Here is a 24371-nt window from a genome sequence, read left to right on the forward strand (position 1 = left end):
GAATTTTTCAGGAGAGACATATGGCTTCGGTCAACAAGGTGATTCTTATCGGCAACCTGGGCAAGGACCCGGAAACCCGCTACGCCCCCAGTGGTGACGCGATCTGCAACATCACCCTGGCCACTACCGACACCTGGCGCGACAAGGCCAGCGGCGAGAAGCGCGAGGCCACCGAGTGGCACCGGGTGGCGTTCTTCGGCAAGCTCGCCGAGATCGCCGGGCAATACCTCCGCAAGGGCAGTGCAGTGTATGTGGAAGGCTCCCTGCGCACCCGCAAGTGGCAGGACAAGGACGGTCAGGACCGCTACACCACCGAGATCCGCGCCGACGAGATGAAGATGCTCGGCAGCCGTCAGGGCATGGGCGGCTCCGATGCGCCGTCCCGTAACGAAGGTGGCTTCGGTGGCGGCGCTTCCGGTGGCTCCCGGGACAGCGGCGGGCGTGATGGCGGTGGCTACGGTGGCGGCCGTGATTCCGGCTACGGTGGTGGAGCCCCGGCGCCGGCCAGCGCTCCGGCCCCCAAAAAGCCGGCCTCTGGTGGTTTTGGTGATTTTGACGATGATATCCCTTTTTGATGTATTGTCAGGTTTCGTCGGGCATCGTCGGGGGCAAGTCTGCTCCCCGATATCCCTGGCTTAACTGGTAACATCGTCAAATACCGACGTTCTTTATGCCCTATCGAAATGGCCGCCACGCCCGAATCTCCTGAAAAGGAATATTGCAGTACCTCAGAAGCCGCCCAGCGCCTGGGCCTTTCCTTGGGGACCGTCCAGCAAATGGTCGAGAACGGCCAGTTGGAAGGCTGGAAAACTGCCGGGGGTCACAGGCGGATCCGCGTCAGCTCCATCGAGGAGTTCCGGGCCCGTTCCATGTCGGGCAGCGGGCAGAACACGGTGCGCCCTGCGGCTGGTGCCCTGCAGGTGCTGGTGGCCGAGGATGACCGCATCCTCCAGAAGCTCTATGAGCACACCTTCACCAGCTGGACCCTGCCCCTGCAGGTGCGGATGGTGTCCAGCGGCATTGACGGTCTTCTCGAGATCGGCCGTTTTCCCCCGGATCTGCTGATTACCGACCTGCGCATGCCTGGTATCGACGGTTTCGAGGTCATCCGCCGTCTGCGGGCCGACCCGCAGCTGCAGGATCTGGACATCGTGGTGGTGAGCGGGCTGACTGAAGACGAGATTGTCGAGAACGGCGGCTTGCCGAACGATGTGATCTTCTACAGCAAGCCGGTGCCGTTCCGCGAACTCAAGGGTTACGTCCAGGCCAAGATCATGGCCATGCAGCGTCGCGGCCGGGCTGTCTGAGCCTGCCTCGGCAGGCCGCTGATCCGGCTCTCCGCCGGACTTCCGTTCCCGTCTTCCCCCTCTCCTCCCTGTTCCCGGAGCGATTCCTCACGCCTGTCGCCTTGTCGGAGGGGCGTTCGCGAAGGGGCGCGTTTCTGCTCTCCTCACACCTTTTTCCTCCTATGCCGCGCTTCACCGATCTGGATTCCACGGATTTACATAAATTTTCGTGAATTCCCTGGGCATTTTTTCGCAGGTTTGCAGTGGGGATATGAGCTAAATTCAGTAAAAATATCGATTCAGCAATATGTCATGCGGAATCTGAATTTGTTATAGAATTTATCAATAACTGTCAATTTGTGTATTTTGCAGCAGCTGCCTATGTGCGTTGCCGGCAAAGTGCGCCCGCCACTGCGTCTGCGTTGTAGTACGCCCGAGGGCCAGAGTCATGTTGTGTAAGCTCGAGCAGGAATCCCTTTCGAGGGTGGGACGGCAATTTGGTCAGCCCCTTGGAGATGATTACGTGGGAGATCCCGTTTCTGAAGCCGCCATCACGGGAGCGGCCCTGGTTCGGCATCTGGATGATGTCCGTTTTGCCACCCTGAGGGCCTTGCGCCAGTTGCTGCGCGCCCTGGATGCGGAGCGGATTGCCATCGGCCAGCTCAGTCCGGACGGGGAGCACATCCACGAGGAGCTGGTCTGGGTCAGTGGGTTTGGCCGGTGCGGGGAGTCGGAGCGGGTTGTGCCCTGCGCCTCGTTCAGTGATGAGCTGCGCATCTGGCTGGCCTCCCGGGAGGATGCGGTGAGCATCGGTATCGATGCCCGCTCACCGGCCTGGCACGATCTACCCTGTGACCAGCTGCTGTTGGTGCGCAGCAGGGTCGCGGAGAGGGGGCAGCCCTCCCAGGTCCTGGTGGCCCAATTGCGTGGCGGGGTTCGCCTGCCGGAGTCGGCGAGTCATGCCATCTCCATCCTGGTCAAGGAGTACGCCGCCCGGCGGGCTTCCGCGCCGGAAAAATAAGTCGCAGGCTGCGCTCAGGGCGGCGTCCGGTGCACACCGGCGTGGGTTTGCCACTGACGCCAGCGTGTTGCCTCAGGCGTGGCCAGACAGGCCGCCACCTGCCGGCGGGCAGCGGTGAGATGCCCCTGCGCTTCCTCGCTGAGCGCCTCACCCAGTTCGAAACGCTCACCGCGGATGCACAGCACGAAGGCCGGCGGCGTGGTCTGCCGGAGCTTTGCGCAGACTTGCAATACTGCTGCGGGGCTCAGGGCGTGGCTGGAGATCGACGTGTCGGCGGCGGGGGCCGTTTCGTAGAAGGCAAAGGGGGCGGGCGTGCCGGTGCCGGCGTCGATGAACAGGGCCAGCTCATGGCCGCCCAGATCCAGGGCGTGTTCGATCTGCAACTGGAAGTCGGTCACCAGTGTGACGCCGGGCCAGTCCTGTCTTTCCAGCTCCGCCATCAGCAGCGGGCCCAGGGCGTCGTCGCCCCGTGACGGGTTGCCAAGGGCGAAGATCACCACAGACACGGCTTCAGCTTCCCGTCACCGCTCGGTCTGCCAGGCTGCCATCGGCGGCCAGCAACTCCACGGCCAGGGGCATCTTGCCCAGGGCGTGGGTGGCGCAGGAGAGGCAGGGGTCGAAGGCCCGGATGGCCACTTCGATATGGTTGAGCAGCCCCTCGGTGAGCTGGCGACCGTCGAGGTAGCGACGCGCCACCTGGCGCACGGCCTCGTTCATGGCCTGGTTGTTGTGGGTGGTGGACACGATGAGGTTGCAGTAGCTCACCAGGTCGTCCTCGCCCACCCGGTAGTGGTGGATCAGGGTGCCCCGGGGGGCTTCGATGATGCCCACCCCTTCGCGGCCCCGGGTGCCCTCGCTCATCCGCTGGTCCGAGAGCAGGTCCGGGTCGTCGAGCAGGCTGCGGATCACCTCGGCGGCGTGGAGCATCTCGATCATGCGCGCCCAGTGGTAGGCCAGGGGGGCGTGCACCGGCTCGCCCTCGCCGTGGGCGATGAAGGCCTGGCGCTCGATCTCGGCAAGGGGGCTGGGGATGAAATCGCAATTCTGCACCCGGGCCAGGGGCCCCACCTTGTACCAGCCCTTTTCAGGCCCGAGATCCTGCATGAAGGGGAACTTCATGTAGCTCCAGGGCTTCACCTCCTCGACGATGTGTTGCTCGTAGTCGGCGCAGGGGATGGCGTCCCTGACGATGTGGCCGCGGGCGTCGCGCAGGCGCAGGTGGCCGTCATACAGATCCATGGCGCCGTCGGCCCGCACCAGGCTGAACAGGTGGCTGCGGAACAGGCCGAATTCGTCGTACAGGGCGCGCTCGCTTTCATGCAGGCGGCGGGCCAGGTGCACCGCATTGCGGCTCCAGGCAATCATCTGGTCGGCGTCCGCCAGCAGTTCGTCGCGTTCGGCGGCCGTCAGTGACTTGTTGACGCCACCCGGCACCGCGCCGGTGCCGTGCACCCGCTTGCCGGCGGTGATGCGGATCACCTCCTGGCCGAACTTGCGCAGCAGCACCCCCTGCCGTGCCACCTCCGGATGAGTCGCCGCCACGCCGACGATGTTGCGCTGCTGGACAGGCGACTCGAAGCCAAAGAGCAGGTCGGGAGACGACAGGTGGAAGAAGTGCAGGGCGTGGGACTGGAGGATCTGCCCGTAGTGCATCAGGCGGCGGATCTTCTCGGCGGTGGGGGTGATGCGCAGGGCGCCGACCACCGGGTCGAGGGCCTTGGCGGCCGCCAGATGGTGGCTCACCGGGCAGATGCCGCACAGGCGCTGCACCATCACCGGCACCTCCCAGTAGGGCCGGCCCTGGATGAATTTCTCGAAGCCGCGGAATTCGACGATGTGCAGCCGTGCTTCCTTGACGTGGCCGGCCTCGTCGAGCAGCAGGGTGACCTTGCCGTGGCCCTCCACCCGTGACACGGGGTCGATGGCCACCCGGCGTAGGGTTTCGCGGTTGGCTGCGGTTTCCAGTTCGAAGCTCATGGGGCGAACCTCAGTCGTAGTGCAGCAGACCGCCGCTGAGGCGCGGGGTGCGGCCGGCGATCAGGTCGGTGAGGAACTTCCAGATGGCTGGGCCGGAAGGCGGGCAGCCGGGCAGGAAGTAGTCGACCCGCACCACCTCGTGGATGGGTCGCACCTTGTCCAGGGGCAGGGGCAGTTCCGGGTCGTTGGGGATCTGGCCGTTGGCGATGCCGGGGCGAAACTGATAGACCTCGCGCAGGCATTCCGACAGAGGCAGGTGGTTGCGCTGGGCCGGCAGGCCGCCGTTGACGGCACAGGCGCCCAGGGCGATCAGGGTCTTGCAGTTGCGGCGGAAGGCGCGCAGCACGTGCACGTTTTCGGCGTTGCACACGCCACCCTCGATGAGGCCGATGTCGCAGGGCCCCACCTCCTTGATGTCGGTGAGGGGCGAGCGGTCGAACTCCACCAGCTCCACCAGTTCGAAGAGGTGCTCGTCGATGTCGAGAAAGGACATGTGGCAGCCGAAGCAGCCTGCCAGGGAGGTGGTGGCGATGCGCAGCTTGCGCGGCGGCGTGCTCATGACGAGGCCTCCTCGTCCCTGAGCTTCTTCTGGCGGATGCTCTCCCGGTCGTAGTCCCGTTCGCCGATGGGTACGGCAAAGCCGGGGCCCTTGTGCAGGATCACCCCCACCGGGCAGATGTGGGCGGCCAGATCGTCCTTGCTGAAGTCCGTGTCGGCCAGCCGGCCCGATTCCGCATTGACCACCAGATGCTTGTCGATGCCCCGGCCGGTGAGGGCGAACACCGCCTTGCCATCCACGTCGCGGCTGGCGCGCACGCACAGCTCGCAGAAGATGCAGCGGTTGAAGTCCAGCAGCACGTCCGGGTGGGAGGCGTCCACCGGGCGCTCGGGGTAGAAGTGGCGGAAGCGCGGGCTGAGCATTTCGTACTCGTAGCCCAGGGCCTGCAGCTCGCAGTTGCCGCTCTTCTCGCAGGATGGGCAGAAGTGGTTGCCCTCGACGAAGAGCATCTGCAGCAGGCCGCGGCGCTCGCCGTTCATTTCGGGGGTATTGCTCTCCACCTCCCAGCCTTCCCTGGCCGGGGTGGCGCAGGCCGACACATGGCGACCGGCGGCCTTGACGATGCACAGCTTGCAACTCCCGTGGGCGGGAAAATCCTTGTGCCAGCACAGGCTGGGAATGTAGTGGCCGGCCTGGCGGGCGGCTTCGAGGATGCTCTGGCCGTCCTCGAAGGGCACGGGCTGGCCGTCGAGGAGGAACTGCCTGGTCATGGTGTGTCCTCCTCGTGGGTCTGCAGATGTGCGCCCGGGTCATCCCGGGTGGTGAGCTGGCGGGCTTCGGCCAGGGCGGCGTCCAGGTCGAAGGCGGGCTCGAAGTCCAGGGACACCAGGCGGCGCTCGTAGGCGGGGCGGAACTTCTGCAGGGTGTCGATCACCGGGTTGGGGGCGGCGCTGCCCAGGCCGCAGTGGCTGGCGTTCTTGAGCAGGCGGTCGAGCCAGTCGATGTCGGCCAGGTCGGCCTGGGCGCCGTGTCCGTCGGCCAGCTTGTCCATGAAACCCTTGAGCAGCGCGGTGCCGACCCGGCACGGGGTGCAGAAGCCGCAGCTCTCGTGGGCGAAGAAATGCACGAAGCTGCGCGCCACCTCGAAGAGGTCGCGGGTGCCGTCGAAGATCATGAAGGCGCCCGCCGTGGGTACGTCTTCGTAGGCGATGCGGCGCTGGAACTCGTAGGCCGCCAGGCACATGCCGGAGGCGCCACCCACCTGCACGGCCTGGGTGTCGCTGGCGCCGCAGTCCTCCAGCACCCGGGCGATGGACACGCCGAAGGGGTATTCGTAGATGCCGGGTGCGGCGCAGTCGCCGGAGATGGACAGGAGCTTGGTGCCGGCCGACTGGGCGGTGCCAGTGGCGGCAAAGGCCTCGCCGCCGTGGAGGGCGATGAGGCAGGTCTTGGCCAGGGTCTCGACGTTGTTCACCACCGTCGGACGGCCCAGGTAGCCGTGGGTGACCGGGAAGGGCGGACGGATGCGCGGCGTGCCGCGCTTGCCCTCCAGGGACTCGATGAGGGCGGACTCCTCGCCGCACACATAGGCGCCGGCGCCCAGGTGGATGCGGATGTCGAAATCGAAGCCGGTCTGGCCCAGTACGTCGGCCCCCAGCAGCTGCGCAGCGCGGCGGCGGGCGAGCACGGCCTCGAGCTGCGGGCGCAGGTACTGGTATTCACCGCGCAGGTAGAGGAAGCCTTCCGACGCGCCCACGGCCCAGGCGGCCAGGGTCATGCCCTCGAAGACCAGGTCGGCAAAGCTGTTCAGCAGCACCCGGTCCTTGAAGGTGCCGGGTTCGCCCTCGTCGGCGTTGCAGACGATCACCTTGGTGTCGCCGGCGGCGTTGCGGGCGCTGGCCCATTTGACGGCGGTGGCAAAGCCGGCGCCACCCCGGCCGCGCAGGTTGGAGGCCTGCATCTCGGCCAGCCAGCCGTCGCGGCCGCGGGCGATGGCGGCGGCGAGGGCTTCGCCAGGCTTCATGGTGAGGCTGAGGAGGGTATCCCGGCGCCGGATGTTGTCGTCGATGTGAAAGTACTCGGTCGGCCATGCGTCGAGGGGGCGCTGCTGGCGGATCAGTTCGGCGATCTCGTTGATGCGCCGGTGGGTGAGCTGGCTGATGGCGCGGCCATTGACCAGCATGGCGGGCCCCTGGTCGCACAGCCCGGTGCAGGACGTGGTGGCAATGCTGACGAGACCGTCTTCGGAGAGCTTGCCGGGCTCGATCCACAGCTTGCGGCACAGGGCGTCCATCAGCTCGGCGTTGCCCAGCATGCGGTCGGTGATGTTGTCGGAGAACAGAACCCGGTAGCGTCCGGCCGGCCGGGTGTGGAGAAAACTGTAGAAGCCGGCGACCCCTTCCACCCGGGCCCGGGGCAGTTGCAGCGCCCGGGCGATGTCGGTGAGGGTTGGGGCTGGCAGCCAGCCCTCGAGGGCCTGGGCGTCGATGAGGATCTGCAGCAGCTCGGTCGGCTGATGGCCGTGCTGATGCAGGATGGAATCGAGGGCGGCGGGCGGCTGCGTATGCACGGACTTCTCCAGCAGGGACGACGCTGCAAGTATGCGCCGGGCAAGCCCCCCGGGTTTGCGCTGGATCAGAAAAGGCGTTGGCGGCCCTCAGGCCTGCCCGGCGCGGCGCCAGCGGCGCAGCTCGGGAAACACGCGGGGGCTGGCAGCGACCACCAGCACGGTCAGTACGCCGCCGCCGACCACCGCGGCCACGGGCCCCACGGCTGCGGCCAGCAGGCCGGATTCCAACGCGCCGAGCTCGTTCGACGAGCTGATGAAGACCCGGTTCACCGCAGCGACGCGGCCCCGGAGGATGTCTGGCGTGGCCTGCTGGATCACCGTCTGGCGGATCACCACGCTGATGCTGTCGAGGCCGCCGAACAGGGCCAGGGCTACGATGGACAGCATGAAGTGGGTGGAGGCGCCAAAGAGCACGGTCATCAGCCCGAAGCCGCCCACCGCACCCAGGAACAGCCGTCCATCCAGGGCGACACCGAAGCGCGCCATGGCCAGCCCGGCCACGGCGGCGCCCACGGCCGGGGCGGTGCTGAGCATGCCCAGGCCCGCGGGTCCGATCTGCAGGATGTCCTTGGCGTAAACGGGCAGCAGGGCCACCGCGCCGCCAAAGAGCACCGCCAGCAGGTCGATGGACATCACTGCGAGGAGAAGCCGGGTGTGGCGGATATGGGTGAAGCCGGCCAGCATCGCGCCCAGGCGGCCCGTCTCACCTGGCGCCGGAGCCTGCCCACGGGAGCGCTGGCGGATGGCCAGGGTGGCGGCCAGGGAAACAAGGGCGAACACGGTGTTGGCCAGGTGGATGGGCAGGGCCGAGTGAAACAGCGCCAGGCCCACGCCGGCCAGGGCCGGCGCCGCCATGGAGGCCACTTGATGCAGGGAGCTGGCCAGGGCGATGGCCCGGGTCAGCTGGGTCGGTGGAACCAGGGTGGGCATCAGGGCGTCCCGGGCGGGCCGGTTGAGGATCTGGGCGCAGCCGGAGAGGACCAGGGCGCCGTAGGTCCAGGCTACGTCCAGATCCAGCCAGGCGGCGCTGGCCAGGAGCAGGGTGGCGCTGAGGGTGAGGGCCAGGCTGATGACGATCACGCTGCGCCGCTCGAAACGGTCGGCCAGATGGCCTGCCGGCAGGAAGAAGACGAGGATCGGCAGAAACTGGGCGAGACCAACCAGTCCAAGCGCCAGGGAGGTGCCGGTCTGTTCGTACACCGACCAGCCCACGGCCACGCCCTGGCCGAAGTGGACCAGGGCGCCCATGACGCTGATCAGCAGGTAGAGCCGGAAGTCCCGGGGCAGTGTGGTTTGCAAGCGGCGGGTCAGCCTGCCACTGCCCGGCGGATGCGGGCGAGGCCTTCTTCGAGGCGGTCTGGCGGGCAGCCGAAGTTGAGGCGCACGAAGCCCGGCAGGCCGAAGTCCTTGCCGTCGGAGAGGCCCACGCCGGCTTGCTCGAAGTGCCGGGCGGCGTTGTCGATGCCCTTCGCAGCCAGCCAGTCGCGGCAGTCGATCCAGGCCAGGTAGGTGGCCTCCACCGGCGTGGTGGACAGGCCGGGCAGGGCGTTGATGGCCTCGACCACCCGGGCGGCGTTGCTGCGCAGGGTGGCGATGAGGGCCTCACGCCAGGGGCCGCCGTCCCGGTAGGCGACTTCGGTGGCGGTGAGGCCCAGCACATTGACGTGGGGCACGATGCCGGCCATGGCGCGCTTGTAGCGGGCGCGCAGGGCGGCGTCGGGGATGATGGCGAAGGCGCAGTACAGGGCCGGGATGTTCCAGGTCTTGGACGGGGCCATCAGGGTGATGCTGCGGCGGGCGACGCTTTCATCCAGGGCGGCGATGGGGATGTGCGGCGTGGCCGGGTCGAGGACCAGGCCGCAGTGGATCTCGTCGGAGCAGATGACCAGGTCGTGGCGCTCGGCCAGGGCGGCGATGCGGCCCAGCTCGTCCCGGTTGAAGACGCGGCCCACCGGGTTGTGGGGGTTGCACAGCATGAACAGGCGCACCCCGTCGGCCAAGGCGGCTTCCGTGGCGGGCCAGTCCCATTCCCAGCGCTGGTCACGGTTCACCAGGGGCGTGGTGACCAGGCGCTGTCCGAAATTGGCCGGGGCGTGCAGGAAGGGGGGGGACACCGGCGTGGCGGTGAATACGCCGTCGCCGGGCTGGCCGACGGCGCGTACCGCCACGTTGAAGCCGGTGACCACCCCTGGCAGCCACACCAGCCATTCGGGCTGGATGCGCCAGGCGTGGTCCCGGGCGATGCCTTCGACCACTGCCTCGAGCACCGAGGGCCAGGGGTCGGCATAGCCGAACACGCCGTGGTCGATGCGCGCATGGAGGGCCTCCAGCACCGGAGGCGGTGCGGCAAAGTCCATGTCGGCGACCCACATGGGGATCACGTCGCGGCCGGCGTAGCGGCGCCACTTGATGCTGTCGGAGCCGGTGCGTTCCGGGGCGGTGCTGAAGTCGAAGGTCGTCAAGGAGGCTCCCGGCGTTCAGACTTCCAGATGCTGGAAGAGCACGGTGGACAGGTAGCGTTCGCCAAAGGACGGGATGATCACGACGATCAGCTTGCCGGCGTTCTCGGGGCGCTCGGCCACCTGTAGGGCCGCCCACACGGCGGCGCCGGAAGAGATGCCGACCAGCAGACCTTCCTCGGTGGCCAGGCGGCGGGCCACGTCCAGGGCCGCGTCGTTGGGCACCTGCACGACTTCGTCGTAGACACCGGTGTTGAGAACGCCCGGCACGAAGCCCGCGCCGATGCCCTGGATGGGGTGGGGGCCACGCTGGCCGCCGGACAGGATGGGGCTGGCGGCGGGTTCCACGGCCACCACCTTGACCCCGGGCTTGCGCGCCTTGAGCACCTCGCCCACGCCGGTGACGGTGCCGCCGGTGCCCACGCCGGAGACGAAGATGTCCACCTGGCCGTCGGTGTCGGCCCAGATTTCCTCGGCCGTGGTCTTGCGGTGGACGGCCGGGTTGGCAGGGTTCTCGAACTGCTGGGGGATGAAGTAGCGCGGGTCGGCGGCGGCCAGCTCCTCGGCTTTCTTCACGGCGCCGGGCATGCCCTCGGGGCCGGGGGTGAGGATCAGGTCGGCGCCATAGGCCTTGAGCAGCAGCTTGCGCTCGCGGCTCATGGTCTCGGGCATCACGAAGGCACACTTGTAGCCCCGGGCGGCGCACACCATGGCCAGGCCGATGCCGGTGTTGCCGGAGGTGGGCTCGAGGATGATGGTGTCGGGCTTGATCTTGCCGGCGGCTTCGGCGGCGTCGAGCATGGCGGCGGCGATGCGGTCCTTGACGCTGTGGGCCGGATTGAAGAACTCCAGCTTGAGGGCCACGGTGGCGCCGCTGGCTGGCGCGAGGCGGTTGAGCTTTACCAGGGGGGTGTTGCCGATCAGCTCGGCTACGTTGTTGGCGATGCGCATGGTTGGTCTCCGTGTCTGAAAGTCGGTGAATGAACGCTTAATTCATTCTAGAGCTGTATCTGTCCTTGTTTTAGATCAAGAAGAAATATTCAAATAATTCCCCGGGGTGAGGCCGCCGGGCTGTCCGCCCATCGGGCCGTATCGAAGACGAGCGCCTCGCTATCCCGCCGCCATTGCACCTGCTCCTGGCCCACTGCCAGCCACCAGGTCTGGGTGGGCTGTTCGGGAGCCCGGTGGGCGAAGGCGCCCGGTGTTAGGACGGCGGCACACCAGGCCGGGCCCGGAGCGCGCACGGAGGCATACAGGATGGCGCCGATGGCCGCCTCCCGGGCGTGGCGGGCGAGGGCCTGGGTGGCGGTGTAATCCCGGGGGTGCGTCCAGGCGGCCTGGTCCCGGTCCAGGGGCGGCTGGCGCAGGTCGATGGCGCCGGTGGCGATGCGGGTGCGGAAGGCGGTGTGGGCCACCGGGTCGAGTCGCTGCAGGGCGGGTGCATCGCGCAGGAAGCGCCAGCGCCAGTAGCCGAGCTCTGCGCAGGCGGTGGCGACGCTGTCGGCACCGTAGAAGACCCCCGGGTCGGCCGCGCTGCGGAAGCGCGAACCACCCCGCAGGGGGCTGTAGCGGAAAGGCGCGGCCAGCAGGTAGTCGAGGTCTGCGGTGCCAGCGGCGATGGGGGGCTTGCTGCCTTCGAGCAGGTCTTCGAGGAGATCCTGTTCGGCCAGGTCGTCCACCAGCTTCATGGTGGAGGCGACGTGCTGGGCCTCGACCATGCGCCAGACCGGGGCCTGCCAGGGGCGGGCCTCAGACGACAGCGCGGGAGGCGTCCAGGTAGTGAACGACACGCACCAGGCCTTCGGTGTTGCGGATCAGGTCGACGGGGCGGCCGTTGAGCGCCAGGTTGTCGCTGGCCAGCCATTTGCGGGCGGTGGCTTCGTCCCCGACGATGGAGTCGAGGGCCCGGAACAGGCGCACCAGCAGCAGGGCAAAGTCCCACTCCTTGCGTTTCGGGTCGAGGTGATAGTTGCCGGCGCACAGGCGGCTGACGCTGGCCGGGCTGACGCCCAGGACCTGGGCCAGCAGCGTGCGGGACAGGCCAAGCCTTTCGGCGGCGCGGGCCACGGCCTTGCCGAGCACGGCAGCGGCCTCGGGTTTGGGCGGGATGGAGCGGGCGAGGGCGGTCATGATGCCTCCTTTCCTCAGAAATTATAGGTTTGATCTCTTTCTGGAGAAAGGTTTCTTGCTCAGAGCCGGCGGATCTTGTCGAGGAGTGCGGTGGTGGAGCGCTGGTGTTCGAAGGGAATGGAGTGAACGCTCCCGCCCCGGGCCAGGGTCTCGGTAGCGCCGACAATGCGGTCCACCGGCCAGTCGCCGCCCTTGACCAGCACGTCGGGCTGGCAGGCGAGGATGGGGGCAATGGGGGTGTCCTCGTCGAACCAGGTCACCAGGTCGACGCAGCCGAGGGCGGCCATCACCGCCAGGCGGTCCTGCAGGGTGTTGATGGGCCGGTCGTCGCCCTTGCCCTGGCGGCGCACCGAGGCGTCGCTGTTGAGGGCTACCACCATGGCGGCGCCCAGGGCGCGGGCCTGGGCCAGGTAGGTGACGTGACCCCGGTGCAGGATGTCGAAACAGCCGTTGGTGAACACCAGGGGGCGGGGCAGGCTGGCGATGCGCTCCCTGAGTTGGTCAGGTGGGCAGATGCGGGCTTCGAAGGCGGGTGCGGGGTACATGGATAGGTCCGATTGGGGCGCTGAGGCGGAATTATGGGCTACCGGGCGGCCAGGGCGAAGGGGCCCCGTGGCGGCGCTCAGTGCCGGTTGCCGTAGCCGGCAATGCCGATCATCAGCCGGACCAGGCCGTAGGCGGTCCAGTTGATCAGGCGCTGGAGGGTGGAGCCCCGTTGCCAGCGGGCCGGGTGGATCTCCTGGCCGCCGGCGGCGATGGCCTGCTCCAGGCGGCCGCGCAGGGTGGTGGCGAAACCCGGGTGACGCACCAGCAGGTTGGCCTCGCGGGCCAGCAGCAGGCTGAAGGGGTCGATGTTGCTGGAGCCTACGGTGGCCCAGTGGTCGTCGATGACGGCCACCTTGGCGTGGAGATAGCTGCGGTGATATTCGACGATGCGGATGCCGGCGTCGAGGAGCTGGCCATAGAGCGCCCGGGTCGCGCGCTGTTGCAGCGGGTGATCGGCGAGGCCCTGGATGAGCAGGGTGATGCGCACGCCGCGCCGGGCGGCGTCGAGCAGGGCCTGGCGGAAGCGCCGCCCGGGCAGGAAGTAGGCGTTGGCCAGCAGGATGTCGCGGCGGGCGCCGGCGATGCCCAGCAGGTAGGCGTTTTCGATGTCGTGCCGGTGCCGGATGTTGTCGCGGATCACCAGGGCGGCGTCCACGTCACCACAGGGCAGAGGGCAGGCCGGGGGCTTGCCGACGAGGCGCAGGCGCCGCCGGAAGGAGGCCCATGCGACCAGCTCCCAGACCCGCCGCACGGTGGCATGGATGGGGGCGAGGAGCGGCCCTTCGAGGCGCACGGCGTAATCCTGGCGGGGGGCGGCGATCTTGGGGTCTTCAAAGTCGCTGACGATGTTGATGCCGCCGACAAAGGCGATGCGGCCATCCACCACGGCGAGCTTGCGGTGCAGGCGGCGCAGGCGGCGCCGGCGCAGGGACAGGGTGCTGACCTCGCGGCGATAGATCAGCACATGCACGCCCGCTGCGCTCAGCGCGTCCATCATCTCGTCGACAAATTCGCGGCCACCAAAGCCATCCACCAGCAGCCGCACGGTGACACCCCGGCGGGCGGCCCGCTGGAGCGCCTGGGAGACCTCCTGGCCGGTCTCGTCGCTGGCGAAGATGTAGGTCTCGAGATAGATCTCGCTGTGGGCGGCGTCGATGGCGGCGGTCAGGGCCGGAAAGAACTCGGCGCCGTTCTCGAGCAGGGTCAGGGCGTTGCCGGGGTGCCAGGCGATGCTCATGAGCTCAGCGTGGGCGCAAGTGCGCCGTGAGGGCGGCGTGGTCGGAGATCTGGCTCCATGGCGGACCGTAATGGACTTCGGCCTTGTCCACCTGGAAGCCCCGCACATAGATGCGGTCGAGGCGCAGCACCGGCACCGTGCTGGGAAAGCTGCGGGCCGGGCGGCCGCGGATGGACACGAAGGCCTCGGTCACGCCCAGCTGGCCGGTGAGGCAGTCGTCGGCGTGGTTGCGCCAGTCGTTGAAGTCACCGGCGATGATCAGCGGTGCGCCATCGGGGGCGAGGGCGTCCAGGCGCCGGACCAGGGCGGCCATCTGGCGCCGCCGGCTGCCGGCGGTGAGGCCCAGGTGCACGCACACGCAATGCACCGGCCGGTTCACGTTGGCCACGTGGATCTCGCAGTGGAGCAGGCCACGGCTCTCGAAACGGTGGTCCGAGACGTCTTCGTTGGCCTGGGACAGGATGGGGTGACGGCTGAGGATGGCGTTGCCGTGGTGGCCGTGGTCATAGACCGCGTTGCCGCCGTAGGCTGTCTGCTGCCACATGTCGCCGGCCAGGAATTCGTGCTGGGGCTGCTCGGGCCAGTCGGCGTGGCGCCGGGCGTGGCGCAGGTGCATGCCCTGCACCTCCTGCAGGAAGACCACGTCGGCACCCAGCAGGCGCAGGCGGTCACGCAGGTCGTGAATGGACAGGCGCCGGTTGAACTGGGAAAAGCCCTTGTGGATGTTGTAGGTGCAGATGCGCAGGGTGCTCATCGGATCTCCTTCGTATCCATTCTGCCTTCAACGGCGGGGCACTGCATGCCGCATTCCATGAAAAACGGCGCCCGTGGGCGCCGTCTTGAGCCGGGCTTGAAGCGGCTGCCTCAAGAGACGGCCAGCATCCGCTCCAGGGCCAGCTTGGCCAGCCTGGCTTCATGCTCGGGCACGGTGATGTGATTGACCACCTTGCCGTCCGCCAGGTTCTCGAGGGTCCAGGCCAGGTGCTGGGGGTCGATGCGCTGCATGGTCGAGCACATGCATACGGTGGGGGCCATGAACTGGACGATCTTGCCCTCGGGCTTGACCTCTTCCGCCAGGCGATTGACCAGGTTCAGCTCGGTACCCACCAGCCAGCGGGTGCCGGGCGCGGAGCCCTTGATCACGTTGATGATGTACTCGGTGGAGCCCACGTAGTCGGACTGGCGGCACACCTCGAGGGCGCTCTCCGGGTGGGAGATCACCTTGCCGTCCGGGTATTGATTGCGGAACTTGATGATGTGCGCCGGCTGGAACATCTGGTGCACCGAGCAGTGCCCCTTCCACAGCAGGATCTTGGCGTTGCGGATCTGCTCGACGCTGAGGCCGCCGTATTCGAGGTCCGGGTCCCACACCACCATTTCATCCAGGGGGATGCCCTTCTTGAAGCCCGTCCAGCGGCCCAGGTGCTGGTCGGGGAAGAACAGCACCTTCTCGCGCTGGGCGAAGGCCCAGTCGAGGATGGTGGGGGCGTTGGTGGAGGTGCACACGATGCCACCGTGTTCGCCGCAGAAGGCCTTCAGGTCGGCGGCGGAGTTGATGTAGGTGACGGGGGTGATCAGCGCATCCGGGGTCTCGAGGACCTCGGCCAGCTCGCGCCAGCAGCGCTCGACCTTGGCCAGGTTGGCCATGTCGGCCATCGAACAGCCGGCGGCCAGATCGGGGAGGATGGCCTGCTGGTGGGGCTTGGACATGATGTCCGCCACTTCGGCCATGAAGTGCACCCCGCAGAACACGATGAACTCGGCGTCGGTCTCCGAGGCCAGGCGCGACAGCTTGAGGGAGTCGCCGGTCAGGTCGGCGTACTGATAGACGTCGGCGCGCTGGTAGTGGTGGCACAGCAGCACGGCCCGGTCGCCGAGGCGCTCACGGGCAGCGCGGATGCGCGCGTGGGCATCGACGTCGGAAAGGGTGTTGAAACGGTCGAAACTGATGGGAACGGCTTGCATCTGCTTGTCCTGTGGTGTTCAGCCCTGGGTCCACGGCAGGCTGGCATGGCGCCAGCCTCCGACCTTGTTGCGGTGGCCGCTGGCGTCCTTGTCGCCCTCGAAGCCTTCCAGAATATTGTAGGCGTTGGTGTAGCCCGAGTTGGCCGCCAGCGTGGAGGCAGCGTTGGAGCGCGCGCCGCTGCGGCACAGGAACATCACCAGCGCCTCCGGATCGACCTGGCGCTTGAACTGGGCCAGGAAGTGGGGGTTGGGCTCGTTGCCCGGGTAGAGCATCCATTCGATCTCGACGGCGTTCGGGACGCGGCCGACCCAGTCCCATTCGGCGCGGGTGCGCACGTCCACCAGCTTCGAGCCGGGGGCGAGCTGGAGCACCTCCCAGGCTTCCCGGGGGGTGAGGGCGCCTGCATAGGGAAGGCCCAGACTGCGGGCCCGCTCCTGGGCGAGGGCGAGGGTTTCACTGAGTTTTCCCATGGCACGCATCCGATGAGATGAGGGGTTTGCGAGTATACCGCCGCACCCCGGTGCCGCAAGGGATGTGTTCAGGGTGGGATGCGTGCAGGACGTGGGGCGGGTCGCGCCTTGTTGTGTGGCATGGCAGCGGACCGCGATGCCACAAATGCACCATTTCTGGGCGTTTTGTGAAAACAAGGCACCATATTGGTGCCTGTTTTTTGTGGGGCGCCCGGCAGGGGCCTTGTGGCACAATAGGGTGATTTAGTTTTCAGGGTGGCATGCTTTCTGCTTGCCTGGTTGCCTGACTTATTGTTGTAACCACTACATCTTTCCCACTGCGCAGCAGATTCAACCCGTTAGGAGTGAGTTATATGACCCCGCAAGACGTCATGAAGATCGTCCAGGAGAACGAAGTCAAGTTCGTCGACTTCCGCTTCACCGACACCAAGGGTAAGGAACACCACGTCGGTGTGCCCGTCAGCGCCTTCGATGAAGACAAGTTCGAAAGCGGTCATGCCTTTGACGGTTCCTCCATCGCGGGCTGGAAGGGTATCCAGGCCTCCGACATGCTGCTGATGCCGGACCCCAACACCGCCTACATCGACCCGTTCTTCGACGAGACCACCCTGGTCCTGTCCTGTGACGTTATCGACCCGGCCGATGGCAAGGGCTACGATCGTGACCCGCGCTCCATCGCCAACCGTGCCGAGGCTTACCTGAAGTCCTCCGGTATCGGTGACACCGCCTACTTTGGTCCGGAACCCGAATTCTTCATCTTCGACTCCGTCGAGTGGAAGGTGGACATGTCCGGCGCCTACCACAAGATCTTCTCCGAAGAAGGTGCCTGGTCGTCCGACATCAAGTACGAAGGTGGCAACACCGGCTATCGTCCCGCAGTGAAGGGCGGCTACTTCCCCGTTCCCCCGGTTGATTCCTTCAATGACATGCGTGCCGCCATGTGCCTGGCTCTCGAAGCCTGCGGCGTGCCGGTTGAAGTGCATCACCATGAAGTGGCGAACGCCGGCCAGAACGAAATCGGTACCAAGTTCGACACTCTGGTGCGTCGCGCTGACCAGACCCAGATCCTGAAGTACATCGTTCAGAACGTCGCCCACCAGTATGGCAAGACCGCCACCTTCATGCCCAAGCCCATCGTTGGTGACAACGGTTCCGGCATGCACGTGCACCAGTCCATCTGGAAGGACGGCAAGAACCTGTTCGCCGGCAACGGCTACGCTGGTCTGTCCGAGACCGCCCTGTTCTACATCGGCGGCATCATCAAGCACGCCAAGGCCCTGAACGCCATCACCAACCCGCTGACCAACTCCTACAAGCGTCTGGTTCCGCACTACGAAGCTCCGGTGAAGCTGGCTTACTCTGCCAAGAACCGTTCCGCTTCCATCCGGATCCCGTTCGTGAACAGCGAAAAGGCCCGCCGCATCGAGACCCGTTTCCCGGATCCGGGCGCGAACCCCTACCTGTGCTTCGCCGCGCTGATGATGGCCGGCCTCGACGGCATCCAGAACAAGATCCACCCGGGCGACCCCGCCGACAAGAACCTCTACGACCTGCCGCCGGAAGAAGACGCGCTCATCCCGACCGTCTGCTCCAGCCTCGAACAGGCCCTGGAAGCTCTGGACAAGGACCGCGAGTTCCTGACCCGTGGCGGTGTGTTCAGCAATGACTTCATCGACTCCTTCATTGCCCTCAAGCAGGAAGAAGTGAACCGTCTGCGCGTCGAAGTGCACCCGGTCGAGTTCGAGATGTACTACGCCATCTGATCTCCGGATCGGGCCGGTCAGCGTGCTGGCCGGTTGCTGCGTTACTCAAGGACGGGCTCAGGCCCGTCCTTTTGTTTCCGGCCGGCGTTTGTGTTTGGCCGGACCGGCCCCTACACTAGCTCCGCTTCCGGAATAACCTGTGCTGATGATGATCCCGAAAATCTCCCTTTCGCTGGCTGCCCTGCTGTGCTTTTCGCCGGCCTGGGCGGACATCTACAAGTGTGTCGATGAGGCCGGCCACATCACCTATACCAACACCAAGGCGTCCGGGCGGGGGTGCAGCCTGCTGGCGCGTGATCAGGCGGTTTCGTCGGTTCCCGGGCCAGGGCCTTCACGTCCTGCCGCTGTGCCCCAAAGTAGTGCATCATCTGCGGGGGCGGGCTTTCCCAAGGTTGATACCGGCACCCAAAAGGCGCGCGACAGTGATCGGCGCCGCATCCTCGACGAAGAACTGGCCAGCGAACAACGGGCGCTGGATGCGGCCCGGAAGGAGCTGGCAAGCCAGGAGAGTGTCCGTTCCGACGAGCGCAACTACCAGAAGGCCCTTGAGCGCTTGCAGCCTTACAAGGACAAGCTGCAGATCCACGAGCGCAACATCGAAGCCCTGCGCAAGGAGATCGCGAATCTCCGCTGATGGCCGGCATCGCCGCGCCGGGTGGGCATGTCGATGATTGCCTGGGCAAGTGGTCTGCTTCTTGCATTGATCTGCCCATATGCAAAACGACCAGCCCCCCAGCCCCGTCTCTCCTTTCGCCGGCCTTGAGCTGCTGTCCTCTGCCGTGGTGCTGGTGGACGACGAGTTCATCGTTCGCTACCTGAACCCCGGGGCGGAGAACCTGTTTGCGGCAAGCAGCCGCAAGATCGTCGGCTATTCCCTGCGCCGCCTGCTTGGTGAGCCGGTTGGGCTGGCCAATGCACTGAATAATGTCCTGCGGGACAACTGGAGCTACACCGGACACAATCTGACCGTGGCACGCCCCGGAATGGAGACCTTGCAGCTCGACTGCACCGTCACACCGGTCGATTCGGTCAATGCGCGCCTGCTTCTGGAGTTTCGTCCGATGGACGCGCACCTTAAAGTGGCGCGCGAGGAGCAGCTGGCGCACCAACAACAGGCGAGCCGCGAGCTGATCCGCAATCTGGCCCACGAGATCAAGAATCCCCTCGGCGGCATTCGCGGCTCCGCCCAGCTGCTGGAGCGCGAGCTGGACGACCCGCAGCTCCGTGAATACACCCAGGTGATCATCGCCGAGGTGGACCGCCTGCAAGACCTCATGAACCGGCTGCTCACCTCCCACCGGATGATGCAACCGTCCCAGCTCAATCCCCATGACGTGCTGGAGCGGGTCCGGCGCCTGATCCTGGCCGAGTTTCCGTCCGTGGGTGTGCGGCGGGATTACGACACCAGCCTGCCCTACATCACCGGTGACCGGGAGCAGCTGATCCAGGCGATCCTCAACATCGCCCGTAACGCGGCCCAGGCCCTGCACGGTGATGGCGAGATCGTGCTGCGCACCCGGGCGGCCCGTCAGGTCACCCTGGCCAAGCGCCGCTTCAAGCTGGCTTTGCAGCTGCAGGTGATCGACAACGGTCCGGGCATCCCGGACAGCATTCGCGACAAGATTTTCTATCCCCTGGTGTCCGGTCGGGAGAACGGTAGTGGCCTGGGTTTGTCCCTGGCCCAGAGTTTCATCGAGCAGCATCAGGGCGCGATCGAGGTGGAGTCCCGCCCGGGGCGCACCTGTTTCACGATCTTCCTGCCGATCGCCAGGGACCTGGAATCATGAGTGAACGATGATGCACCACAATGGTGCCCGTTCTTTGAACCCCTTTGTTTGCCTGTATCAGACTTGTGCGCGTGAATGACATGAATGCAGTATGGATAGTTGATGATGACCGCTCGATCCGGTGGGTGCTGGAGAAGGCCCTGGCCCGGGAAGAGATCCCGTACAAGAGCTTCGGGTCTGCCGGCGAGGTGCTGGCGGCGCTGGAGAGCTCCTCCCAGGCGCCACGGGTGCTGCTCTCGGACATCCGCATGCCCGGCGAGTCGGGTCTGACCTTGCTGTCCAAGGTCAAGGCGCGCTTTCCGCACATGCCGGTGATCATCATGACGGCCTACTCCGATCTGGACAGTGCGGTTGCCGCCTTCCAGGGAGGGGCTTTCGAGTACCTTCCCAAGCCCTTCGACGTGGATCAGGCGGTCGAGCTGGTGCGCCGCGCCATCGACGAAAGCGCCCATCAGGCGGGTTCGGAAGAAGTGCTCAGCGCCGTGCCCGAGATCCTCGGCCAGGCCCCGGCCATGCAGGAGGTCTTCCGGGCCATCGGCCGCCTGTCCCAGTCCCACGCCACGGTGCTGATCAACGGCGAGTCAGGCTCGGGCAAGGAACTCGTCGCCCGCGCCCTGCATCGCCACAGCCCGCGCAAGGACGCCCCCTTCATTGCCATCAATACCGCTGCCATTCCCCGCGACCTGCTGGAGTCCGAGCTCTTCGGCCACGAGCGTGGCGCCTTCACCGGCGCCCAGACCATGCGCCGGGGGCGTTTCGAGCAGGCCGAAGGCGGCACCCTGTTTCTCGATGAGATTGGCGACATGCCTGCCGAGCTCCAGACCCGTCTGCTGCGGGTGCTGTCGGACAACAACTTCTACCGGGTCGGCGGGCATCAGCCCATCAAGGCCAATGTGCGGGTCATCGCCGCCACCCACCAGAACATGGAAGAGCGCGTCCGTCAGGGCCTGTTCCGGGAGGATCTGTTCCACCGCCTCAACGTGATCCGCCTGCGTCTGCCGCCCCTGCGCGAGCGTCGCGAAGACATTCCGCCCCTGGCCAAGCACTTCATCGCCCTGTCGGCCCAGGAGCTGGGCGTCGAGGCCAAGCGCCTGTCGGAAAGCACCCTCAAATATCTCCAGAGCCTGGATTTTCCCGGCAACGTGCGCCAGCTCGAGAACCTCTGTCACTGGCTCACCGTGATGGCCCCCGGCCAGACGGTGGAGGTGGCCGATCTGCCTCCCGAGCTGAAGGATCAGCCTACCCGGGAGCAGCCCGCCAACTGGGGCGACGCCCTGATGGCCGAAGCTGACCGGTCCCTGGCCCAGAATCCGGGCGAGGTCTTCGACCGCCTGAGCAAGGATTTCGAGCGCATCCTCATCCGGCGCGCCCTGGCGGCCACCGGCGGACGCCGCATCGAGGCAGCCCAGCTGCTCGGGATCGGCCGCAACACCATCACCCGCAAGATCCAGGAGCTGGGCCTTGAGGATCCGGACCCGGTCTGAAACGGCCTTCCTGAGTCGCGGAGCCGGTGTCTTGCACGTGCTCCGCGCCATCAACACGCCGCGCCCACTGCGCAGGGCGCCCGCCATACTCCATAATGACCGGCTTGTTTCCATTAGCCGGGAATCGATTCTTGGACCGTTCCGATTACGAAGCCCTCGATGCGGGGGCGGTGGCGGCTGCGCTGGGTGACCTGGCCGGCGCCTTTTCAGTGGTGCTCCTGGCGGAGTGCGATTCCACCAATACCCGTCTGCTGGCCGATTTGCCGCCCGATGATGGTCGCGTGCATGTGCTCGCTGCCGACGTGCAGACCTCGGGGCGCGGGCGGCGCGGACGGGTGTGGCAGTCGTGGCCCGGGGCCAGTCTGACCTTCTCGGCCCTGTGGCGTTTTGCCCCGGGCTCGCCGGTGCCCGCCGGCCTGTCCCTGGTGGCCGGGCTGGCGGTGGCGCGGGCGCTGGAGGATCTCGGCGTCGAGGGGGTGCAGCTCAAGTGGCCCAACGATGTGCTGGTGCATGGGCGCAAGCTGGCGGGCATCCTCGTCGAGCTCACTCCCGGTCGAGGGCGGACTCCGGCGGCGGTGGTCGGCATCGGCATCAATCTGCATCTGCCTCCCGATGCGGAGGTGGAATACGCCACCGGCGTGACCGATCTGGCCGACAGCCTGGGGTGCGCTCCCGGCCCGAGCGAGCTGCTGGGGCGGGTGCTGGTACAGCTCCATCGCCTCTTCGAGGTGTATGCCGCGGCGGGCTTTTCCGCCCTGCGTGGGGCGTGGCAGCAACGCAATGCCTTTGCCGATCTGCCGGTGAGCATCTCCGGCGAGGCCGAAGCCTTGAGCGGCATCTGTGCCGGCGTGGATGAGGACGGCGCGCTGCTGCTGAACACCGCAGACGGGTTGCGCCGGGTGCTGTCGGGTGAAGTGTCCCTGAGGCTTGCCTGATGGATCTGCTTCTCGACGTAGGCAACACCCGCCTCAAGTGGGGCCTGCATGACGGCAAGGGGTGGTGCGGCCAGGGGGCCGTGCTCCTGAGCGCCCTGGATGGCTTCGCCGACGTACTCGCCGGCCTGGGGCCGGTGGACCGCATGCTCGGAGCCAATGTGGCTGGCGCCACGGTGGGCGGGCGGCTCGGGGCCTTCCTCAAGCAGGCCGGTCTGACAGCCGAGTGGATACGCCCCCTGGACGAAGGTTATGGTGTGCGCAATGCCTATCTCGATCCCTCGCGCCTGGGGGCCGACCGCTGGGCGGCGCTGGTCGGCGCCAGGGCGCTGCATGGCGGGGCTGCGCTGGTGGTCACCTCCGGCACCGCTACCACGGCCGATGTGCTGGACGGTCAGGGGGTCTTCCAAGGCGGCGTGATCTTGCCCGGCCTCGATCTGATGCGCCTCTCCCTGGCCCGCGACACGGCCCAGCTGCCTTTTTCCGACGGACGTTTCGAGCGCACTCCGCGGCGTACCGCCGATGCCATCCAGACCGGTTGCCTGCATGCCCAGCTCGGCGCGATCGAGCGCATGTTCCGTCTGGTGGCCGGCGAGCCGGGCAGCGTCTGTCTGCTCAACGGTGGCGCCGCCGCCGCGCTGGCGCCGCTGCTGGAATGCCCCTTACGGGAGGTGGACAACCTGGTGCTGGAGGGTCTGGCCTGCATGCGCCAGGCCGGATAGGGTGCTGCAGGCCTTCATGGCGCCCTGCCGCGGGCGCCTTTTCCCGTGTCCTCGTATCGGTTAGTCTTGCTGCCATGGCCCCACTACGTGTCGCTGTCATCATCCTGATCTTTGCCAACCTGCTGGCCCTCGCCCTGTGGAAGGGCTGGCTTGGCGGTGCTGCGTCCTATGGCGAGCCCGAGAGGCTCAGCAATCAGCTCAACCCCGAGCGCCTGCGCCTCATGACGGAAGCCCGGCCGCCGGCACCGCCGCCGGTGGTGACGAGATCCGCGCCTGCCGCCGAGCCGGACGACGCTCCGGTCGACGAGAAGGCTGAAAAGCAGGCAGAGAAGAAGGATGACGAGAAGGCGGCAGACAAGGCCCCGGAAAAGGCCGTCGCAGACGCGGTGGCCCCCCAGGCCTGCGTGGTGTTTGCCGGGCTGAGCGTCGATCAGGCACGGGAGCTGACAGCGCGTATCGCCAAGGCCGGAACGGGCTTCAAACTCAGCGAGACGCGCAGCGATGCGCCCTCGTCGTGGTGGGTGAATATCCCGGCCCAGGGCAGCCGCGAGGGCGCCGACAAGAAGGCCGCCGAGCTGCGCCGCCTTGGAGTGGATGACCTGTTCATCATGCAGGACCCGGGCCCCAACCAGTTTGCCGTGTCCCTCGGCCTGTACAAGAGCGAGGCTGCAGCCACCCGGCTGCTGGAGGCGCTCAAGGATAAGGGCGTGCGCAGTGCCCAGATCACCGCCCGGGGGGCGGGCGTCACGCGCATCGAGGTGCGTGGCCCCGGTGACAGCCTGGCGACCCTGGCCAGCGATCTCTCGGAGCGGCTGCGTGGTGCCAGCCGTCTTGAGTGCAGCCCGTGAGCGCCGGGCCTTTCATTGTCGGCCTGACTGGCGGCATCGGTAGTGGCAAGAGCGCGGCAGCCGACCGCTTCGCTGAGCTGGGGGCCGGAATTGTCGATACCGACCGGATTGCCCACGCCCTTACCGCTCCCGGCGGAGCGGCCATGGTCGCCATCCGCGAGGCCTTTGGCGACGGTGTGCTGAGCGGCGACGGCGCCTTGAATCGCCCGGCCATGCGTGCACTGGCCTTCGAAAGTCCGGACGCACGCAAGCGCCTCGAAGCCATTCTCCATCCCATGATCCGTCAGGAGAGCGAGCGCCAGTGCCTGGCGGCCAGCGCGCCCTACGTCATTCTGGCCGTACCCCTGCTGATCGAATCCGGCACCTACCGGGAGCGCGTGCAGCGGCTGTGCGTGGTGGACTGTCCCGAAGCAGTCCAGGTGGCCCGCGTCATGCAGCGGAGCGGTCTCGATGAGCCCCAGGTGCGCGCCATCATGGCCGCCCAGGCCAGCCGGGCGGAGCGGCTGGCCGCGGCGGATGACGTGGTGGACAACGCCGGTTCGCTGGAGGCGCTGCGGACGCAGGTGGCCGGGCTGCACCACCGCTACCTGGCCCTCGCCGCGCCCCCGGGAGGCCTGTGATATGATTCGCCGCGGTCAGACAGACATACACCGATACCCCACCCAGGCCCAGGCG

The 24371-nt window shown here is 67.0% G+C and carries 26 protein-coding genes; 11 read left to right on the forward strand and 15 right to left on the reverse strand.

Translation table 11 applies throughout. The features are described from left to right. Positions 1-20 precede the first annotated feature (20 nt). From ssb to L6Q67_RS02310, 3 genes are all read left to right on the forward strand, one after another. Entirely contained in the window at positions 21-575 is a 555-nt protein-coding gene (gene ssb, locus L6Q67_RS02300) for a single-stranded DNA-binding protein (protein ID WP_296564620.1), read from the forward strand. A 108-nt stretch (positions 576-683) separates the two neighbouring features. Further along, on the forward strand, positions 684-1307 hold the full coding sequence (locus L6Q67_RS02305) for a response regulator (protein ID WP_296564622.1): 624 nt from the start codon (positions 684-686) through the stop codon (positions 1305-1307). 502 nt (positions 1308-1809) lie between these two features. Next, positions 1810-2307 (forward strand): hypothetical protein, encoded by a 498-nt coding sequence (locus tag L6Q67_RS02310; RefSeq protein ID WP_296564624.1) that lies wholly within the window; start codon positions 1810-1812, stop codon positions 2305-2307. Between the two features lie 14 nt (positions 2308-2321). On the opposite strand, the gene L6Q67_RS02315 is transcribed toward L6Q67_RS02310, so the two are convergent. The 15 genes from L6Q67_RS02315 to L6Q67_RS02385 form a co-directional block, all read right to left on the reverse strand. Continuing rightward, on the reverse strand, positions 2322-2813 hold the full coding sequence (locus L6Q67_RS02315; RefSeq protein ID WP_296564625.1) for a hydrogenase maturation protease: 492 nt from the start codon (positions 2811-2813) through the stop codon (positions 2322-2324). A gap of 4 nt (positions 2814-2817) precedes the next feature. After that, positions 2818-4284 (reverse strand): Ni/Fe hydrogenase subunit alpha, encoded by a 1467-nt coding sequence (locus L6Q67_RS02320; RefSeq protein WP_296564628.1) that lies wholly within the window; start codon positions 4282-4284, stop codon positions 2818-2820. Between the two features lie 10 nt (positions 4285-4294). Then, complete coding sequence (locus tag L6Q67_RS02325; protein WP_296564630.1) at positions 4295-4843, reverse strand: NADP oxidoreductase; 549 nt, start codon at positions 4841-4843, stop codon at positions 4295-4297. Next, entirely contained in the window at positions 4840-5553 is a 714-nt protein-coding gene (locus L6Q67_RS02330) for a 2Fe-2S iron-sulfur cluster-binding protein (RefSeq protein ID WP_296564633.1), read from the reverse strand. The genes L6Q67_RS02325 and L6Q67_RS02330 overlap by 4 nt, the downstream gene beginning before the upstream one ends. Beyond that, on the reverse strand, positions 5550-7352 hold the full coding sequence (locus L6Q67_RS02335; RefSeq protein ID WP_296564636.1) for an NAD(P)H-dependent oxidoreductase subunit E: 1803 nt from the start codon (positions 7350-7352) through the stop codon (positions 5550-5552). Before L6Q67_RS02335 ends, L6Q67_RS02330 begins: the two co-directional genes overlap by 4 nt. Before the next feature lie 87 nt (positions 7353-7439). Beyond that, positions 7440-8651 (reverse strand): MFS transporter, encoded by a 1212-nt coding sequence (locus tag L6Q67_RS02340; protein ID WP_296564639.1) that lies wholly within the window; start codon positions 8649-8651, stop codon positions 7440-7442. A gap of 8 nt (positions 8652-8659) precedes the next feature. Beyond that, on the reverse strand, positions 8660-9814 hold the full coding sequence (locus tag L6Q67_RS02345) for a MalY/PatB family protein (RefSeq protein ID WP_296564642.1): 1155 nt from the start codon (positions 9812-9814) through the stop codon (positions 8660-8662). A gap of 15 nt (positions 9815-9829) precedes the next feature. Continuing rightward, positions 9830-10762 carry a cysteine synthase A gene (cysK, locus tag L6Q67_RS02350; RefSeq protein WP_296564646.1) on the reverse strand — a complete coding sequence of 311 codons (933 nt, stop codon included), beginning with the start codon at positions 10760-10762 and terminating at the stop codon, positions 9830-9832. Between the two features lie 89 nt (positions 10763-10851). Continuing rightward, positions 10852-11601, reverse strand: coding sequence for an RES family NAD+ phosphorylase (locus tag L6Q67_RS02355; protein ID WP_296564649.1), 750 nt, complete (start codon positions 11599-11601; stop codon positions 10852-10854). After that, positions 11561-11941: an antitoxin Xre-like helix-turn-helix domain-containing protein gene (locus L6Q67_RS02360; RefSeq protein ID WP_296564651.1), complete on the reverse strand. Its 381-nt coding sequence runs from the start codon at positions 11939-11941 to the stop codon at positions 11561-11563. Before L6Q67_RS02360 ends, L6Q67_RS02355 begins: the two co-directional genes overlap by 41 nt. A gap of 59 nt (positions 11942-12000) precedes the next feature. Next, entirely contained in the window at positions 12001-12486 is a 486-nt protein-coding gene (gene rfaE2 / locus L6Q67_RS02365; RefSeq protein WP_296564653.1) for a D-glycero-beta-D-manno-heptose 1-phosphate adenylyltransferase, read from the reverse strand. Between the two features lie 77 nt (positions 12487-12563). Continuing rightward, entirely contained in the window at positions 12564-13724 is a 1161-nt protein-coding gene (clsB, locus tag L6Q67_RS02370; RefSeq protein WP_296564656.1) for a cardiolipin synthase ClsB, read from the reverse strand. Positions 13725-13728: 4 nt separating this feature from the next. Continuing rightward, positions 13729-14478 carry an endonuclease/exonuclease/phosphatase family protein gene (locus L6Q67_RS02375; RefSeq protein ID WP_296564664.1) on the reverse strand — a complete coding sequence of 250 codons (750 nt, stop codon included), beginning with the start codon at positions 14476-14478 and terminating at the stop codon, positions 13729-13731. A 110-nt stretch (positions 14479-14588) separates the two neighbouring features. Next, positions 14589-15689, reverse strand: coding sequence for a quinolinate synthase NadA (gene nadA / locus L6Q67_RS02380; protein WP_296564675.1), 1101 nt, complete (start codon positions 15687-15689; stop codon positions 14589-14591). A gap of 18 nt (positions 15690-15707) precedes the next feature. Next, on the reverse strand, positions 15708-16160 hold the full coding sequence (locus L6Q67_RS02385; RefSeq protein WP_296564678.1) for a rhodanese-like domain-containing protein: 453 nt from the start codon (positions 16158-16160) through the stop codon (positions 15708-15710). A gap of 353 nt (positions 16161-16513) precedes the next feature. On the opposite strand from L6Q67_RS02385, the gene glnA reads away from it, so the two are divergent. The 8 genes from glnA (at position 16514) to coaE (ending at position 24316) form a co-directional block, all read left to right on the forward strand. Further along, positions 16514-17923: a type I glutamate--ammonia ligase gene (gene glnA / locus L6Q67_RS02390; RefSeq protein WP_296564681.1), complete on the forward strand. Its 1410-nt coding sequence runs from the start codon at positions 16514-16516 to the stop codon at positions 17921-17923. 145 nt (positions 17924-18068) lie between these two features. Continuing rightward, on the forward strand, positions 18069-18557 hold the full coding sequence (locus L6Q67_RS02395; protein WP_296564683.1) for a DUF4124 domain-containing protein: 489 nt from the start codon (positions 18069-18071) through the stop codon (positions 18555-18557). Between the two features lie 79 nt (positions 18558-18636). Beyond that, on the forward strand, positions 18637-19710 hold the full coding sequence (glnL, locus tag L6Q67_RS02400; protein WP_296564685.1) for a nitrogen regulation protein NR(II): 1074 nt from the start codon (positions 18637-18639) through the stop codon (positions 19708-19710). An 80-nt stretch (positions 19711-19790) separates the two neighbouring features. Beyond that, positions 19791-21194, forward strand: a complete 1404-nt coding sequence (gene ntrC, locus L6Q67_RS02405) for a nitrogen regulation protein NR(I) (RefSeq protein ID WP_296564686.1) — start codon at positions 19791-19793, stop codon at positions 21192-21194. A 131-nt stretch (positions 21195-21325) separates the two neighbouring features. Further along, on the forward strand, positions 21326-22129 hold the full coding sequence (locus tag L6Q67_RS02410) for a biotin--[acetyl-CoA-carboxylase] ligase (protein ID WP_296564689.1): 804 nt from the start codon (positions 21326-21328) through the stop codon (positions 22127-22129). Next, a complete protein-coding gene (locus L6Q67_RS02415) occupies positions 22129-22848 on the forward strand; it encodes a type III pantothenate kinase (protein WP_296564692.1) in 720 nt (239 codons plus the stop codon). Before L6Q67_RS02410 ends, L6Q67_RS02415 begins: the two co-directional genes overlap by 1 nt. A gap of 74 nt (positions 22849-22922) precedes the next feature. Further along, positions 22923-23696: an SPOR domain-containing protein gene (locus tag L6Q67_RS02420; protein ID WP_296564695.1), complete on the forward strand. Its 774-nt coding sequence runs from the start codon at positions 22923-22925 to the stop codon at positions 23694-23696. After that, the gene (coaE, locus tag L6Q67_RS02425; protein WP_296564698.1) at positions 23693-24316 is read left to right on the forward strand and encodes a dephospho-CoA kinase; all 624 of its coding nucleotides are present in this window, start codon (positions 23693-23695) and stop codon (positions 24314-24316) included. Before L6Q67_RS02420 ends, coaE begins: the two co-directional genes overlap by 4 nt. Positions 24317-24371 lie beyond the last annotated feature (55 nt).

The sequence above is a fragment of the Zoogloea sp. genome, from assembly GCF_023150065.1.
Taxonomy (GTDB): Bacteria; Pseudomonadota; Gammaproteobacteria; order Burkholderiales; family Rhodocyclaceae; genus Zoogloea.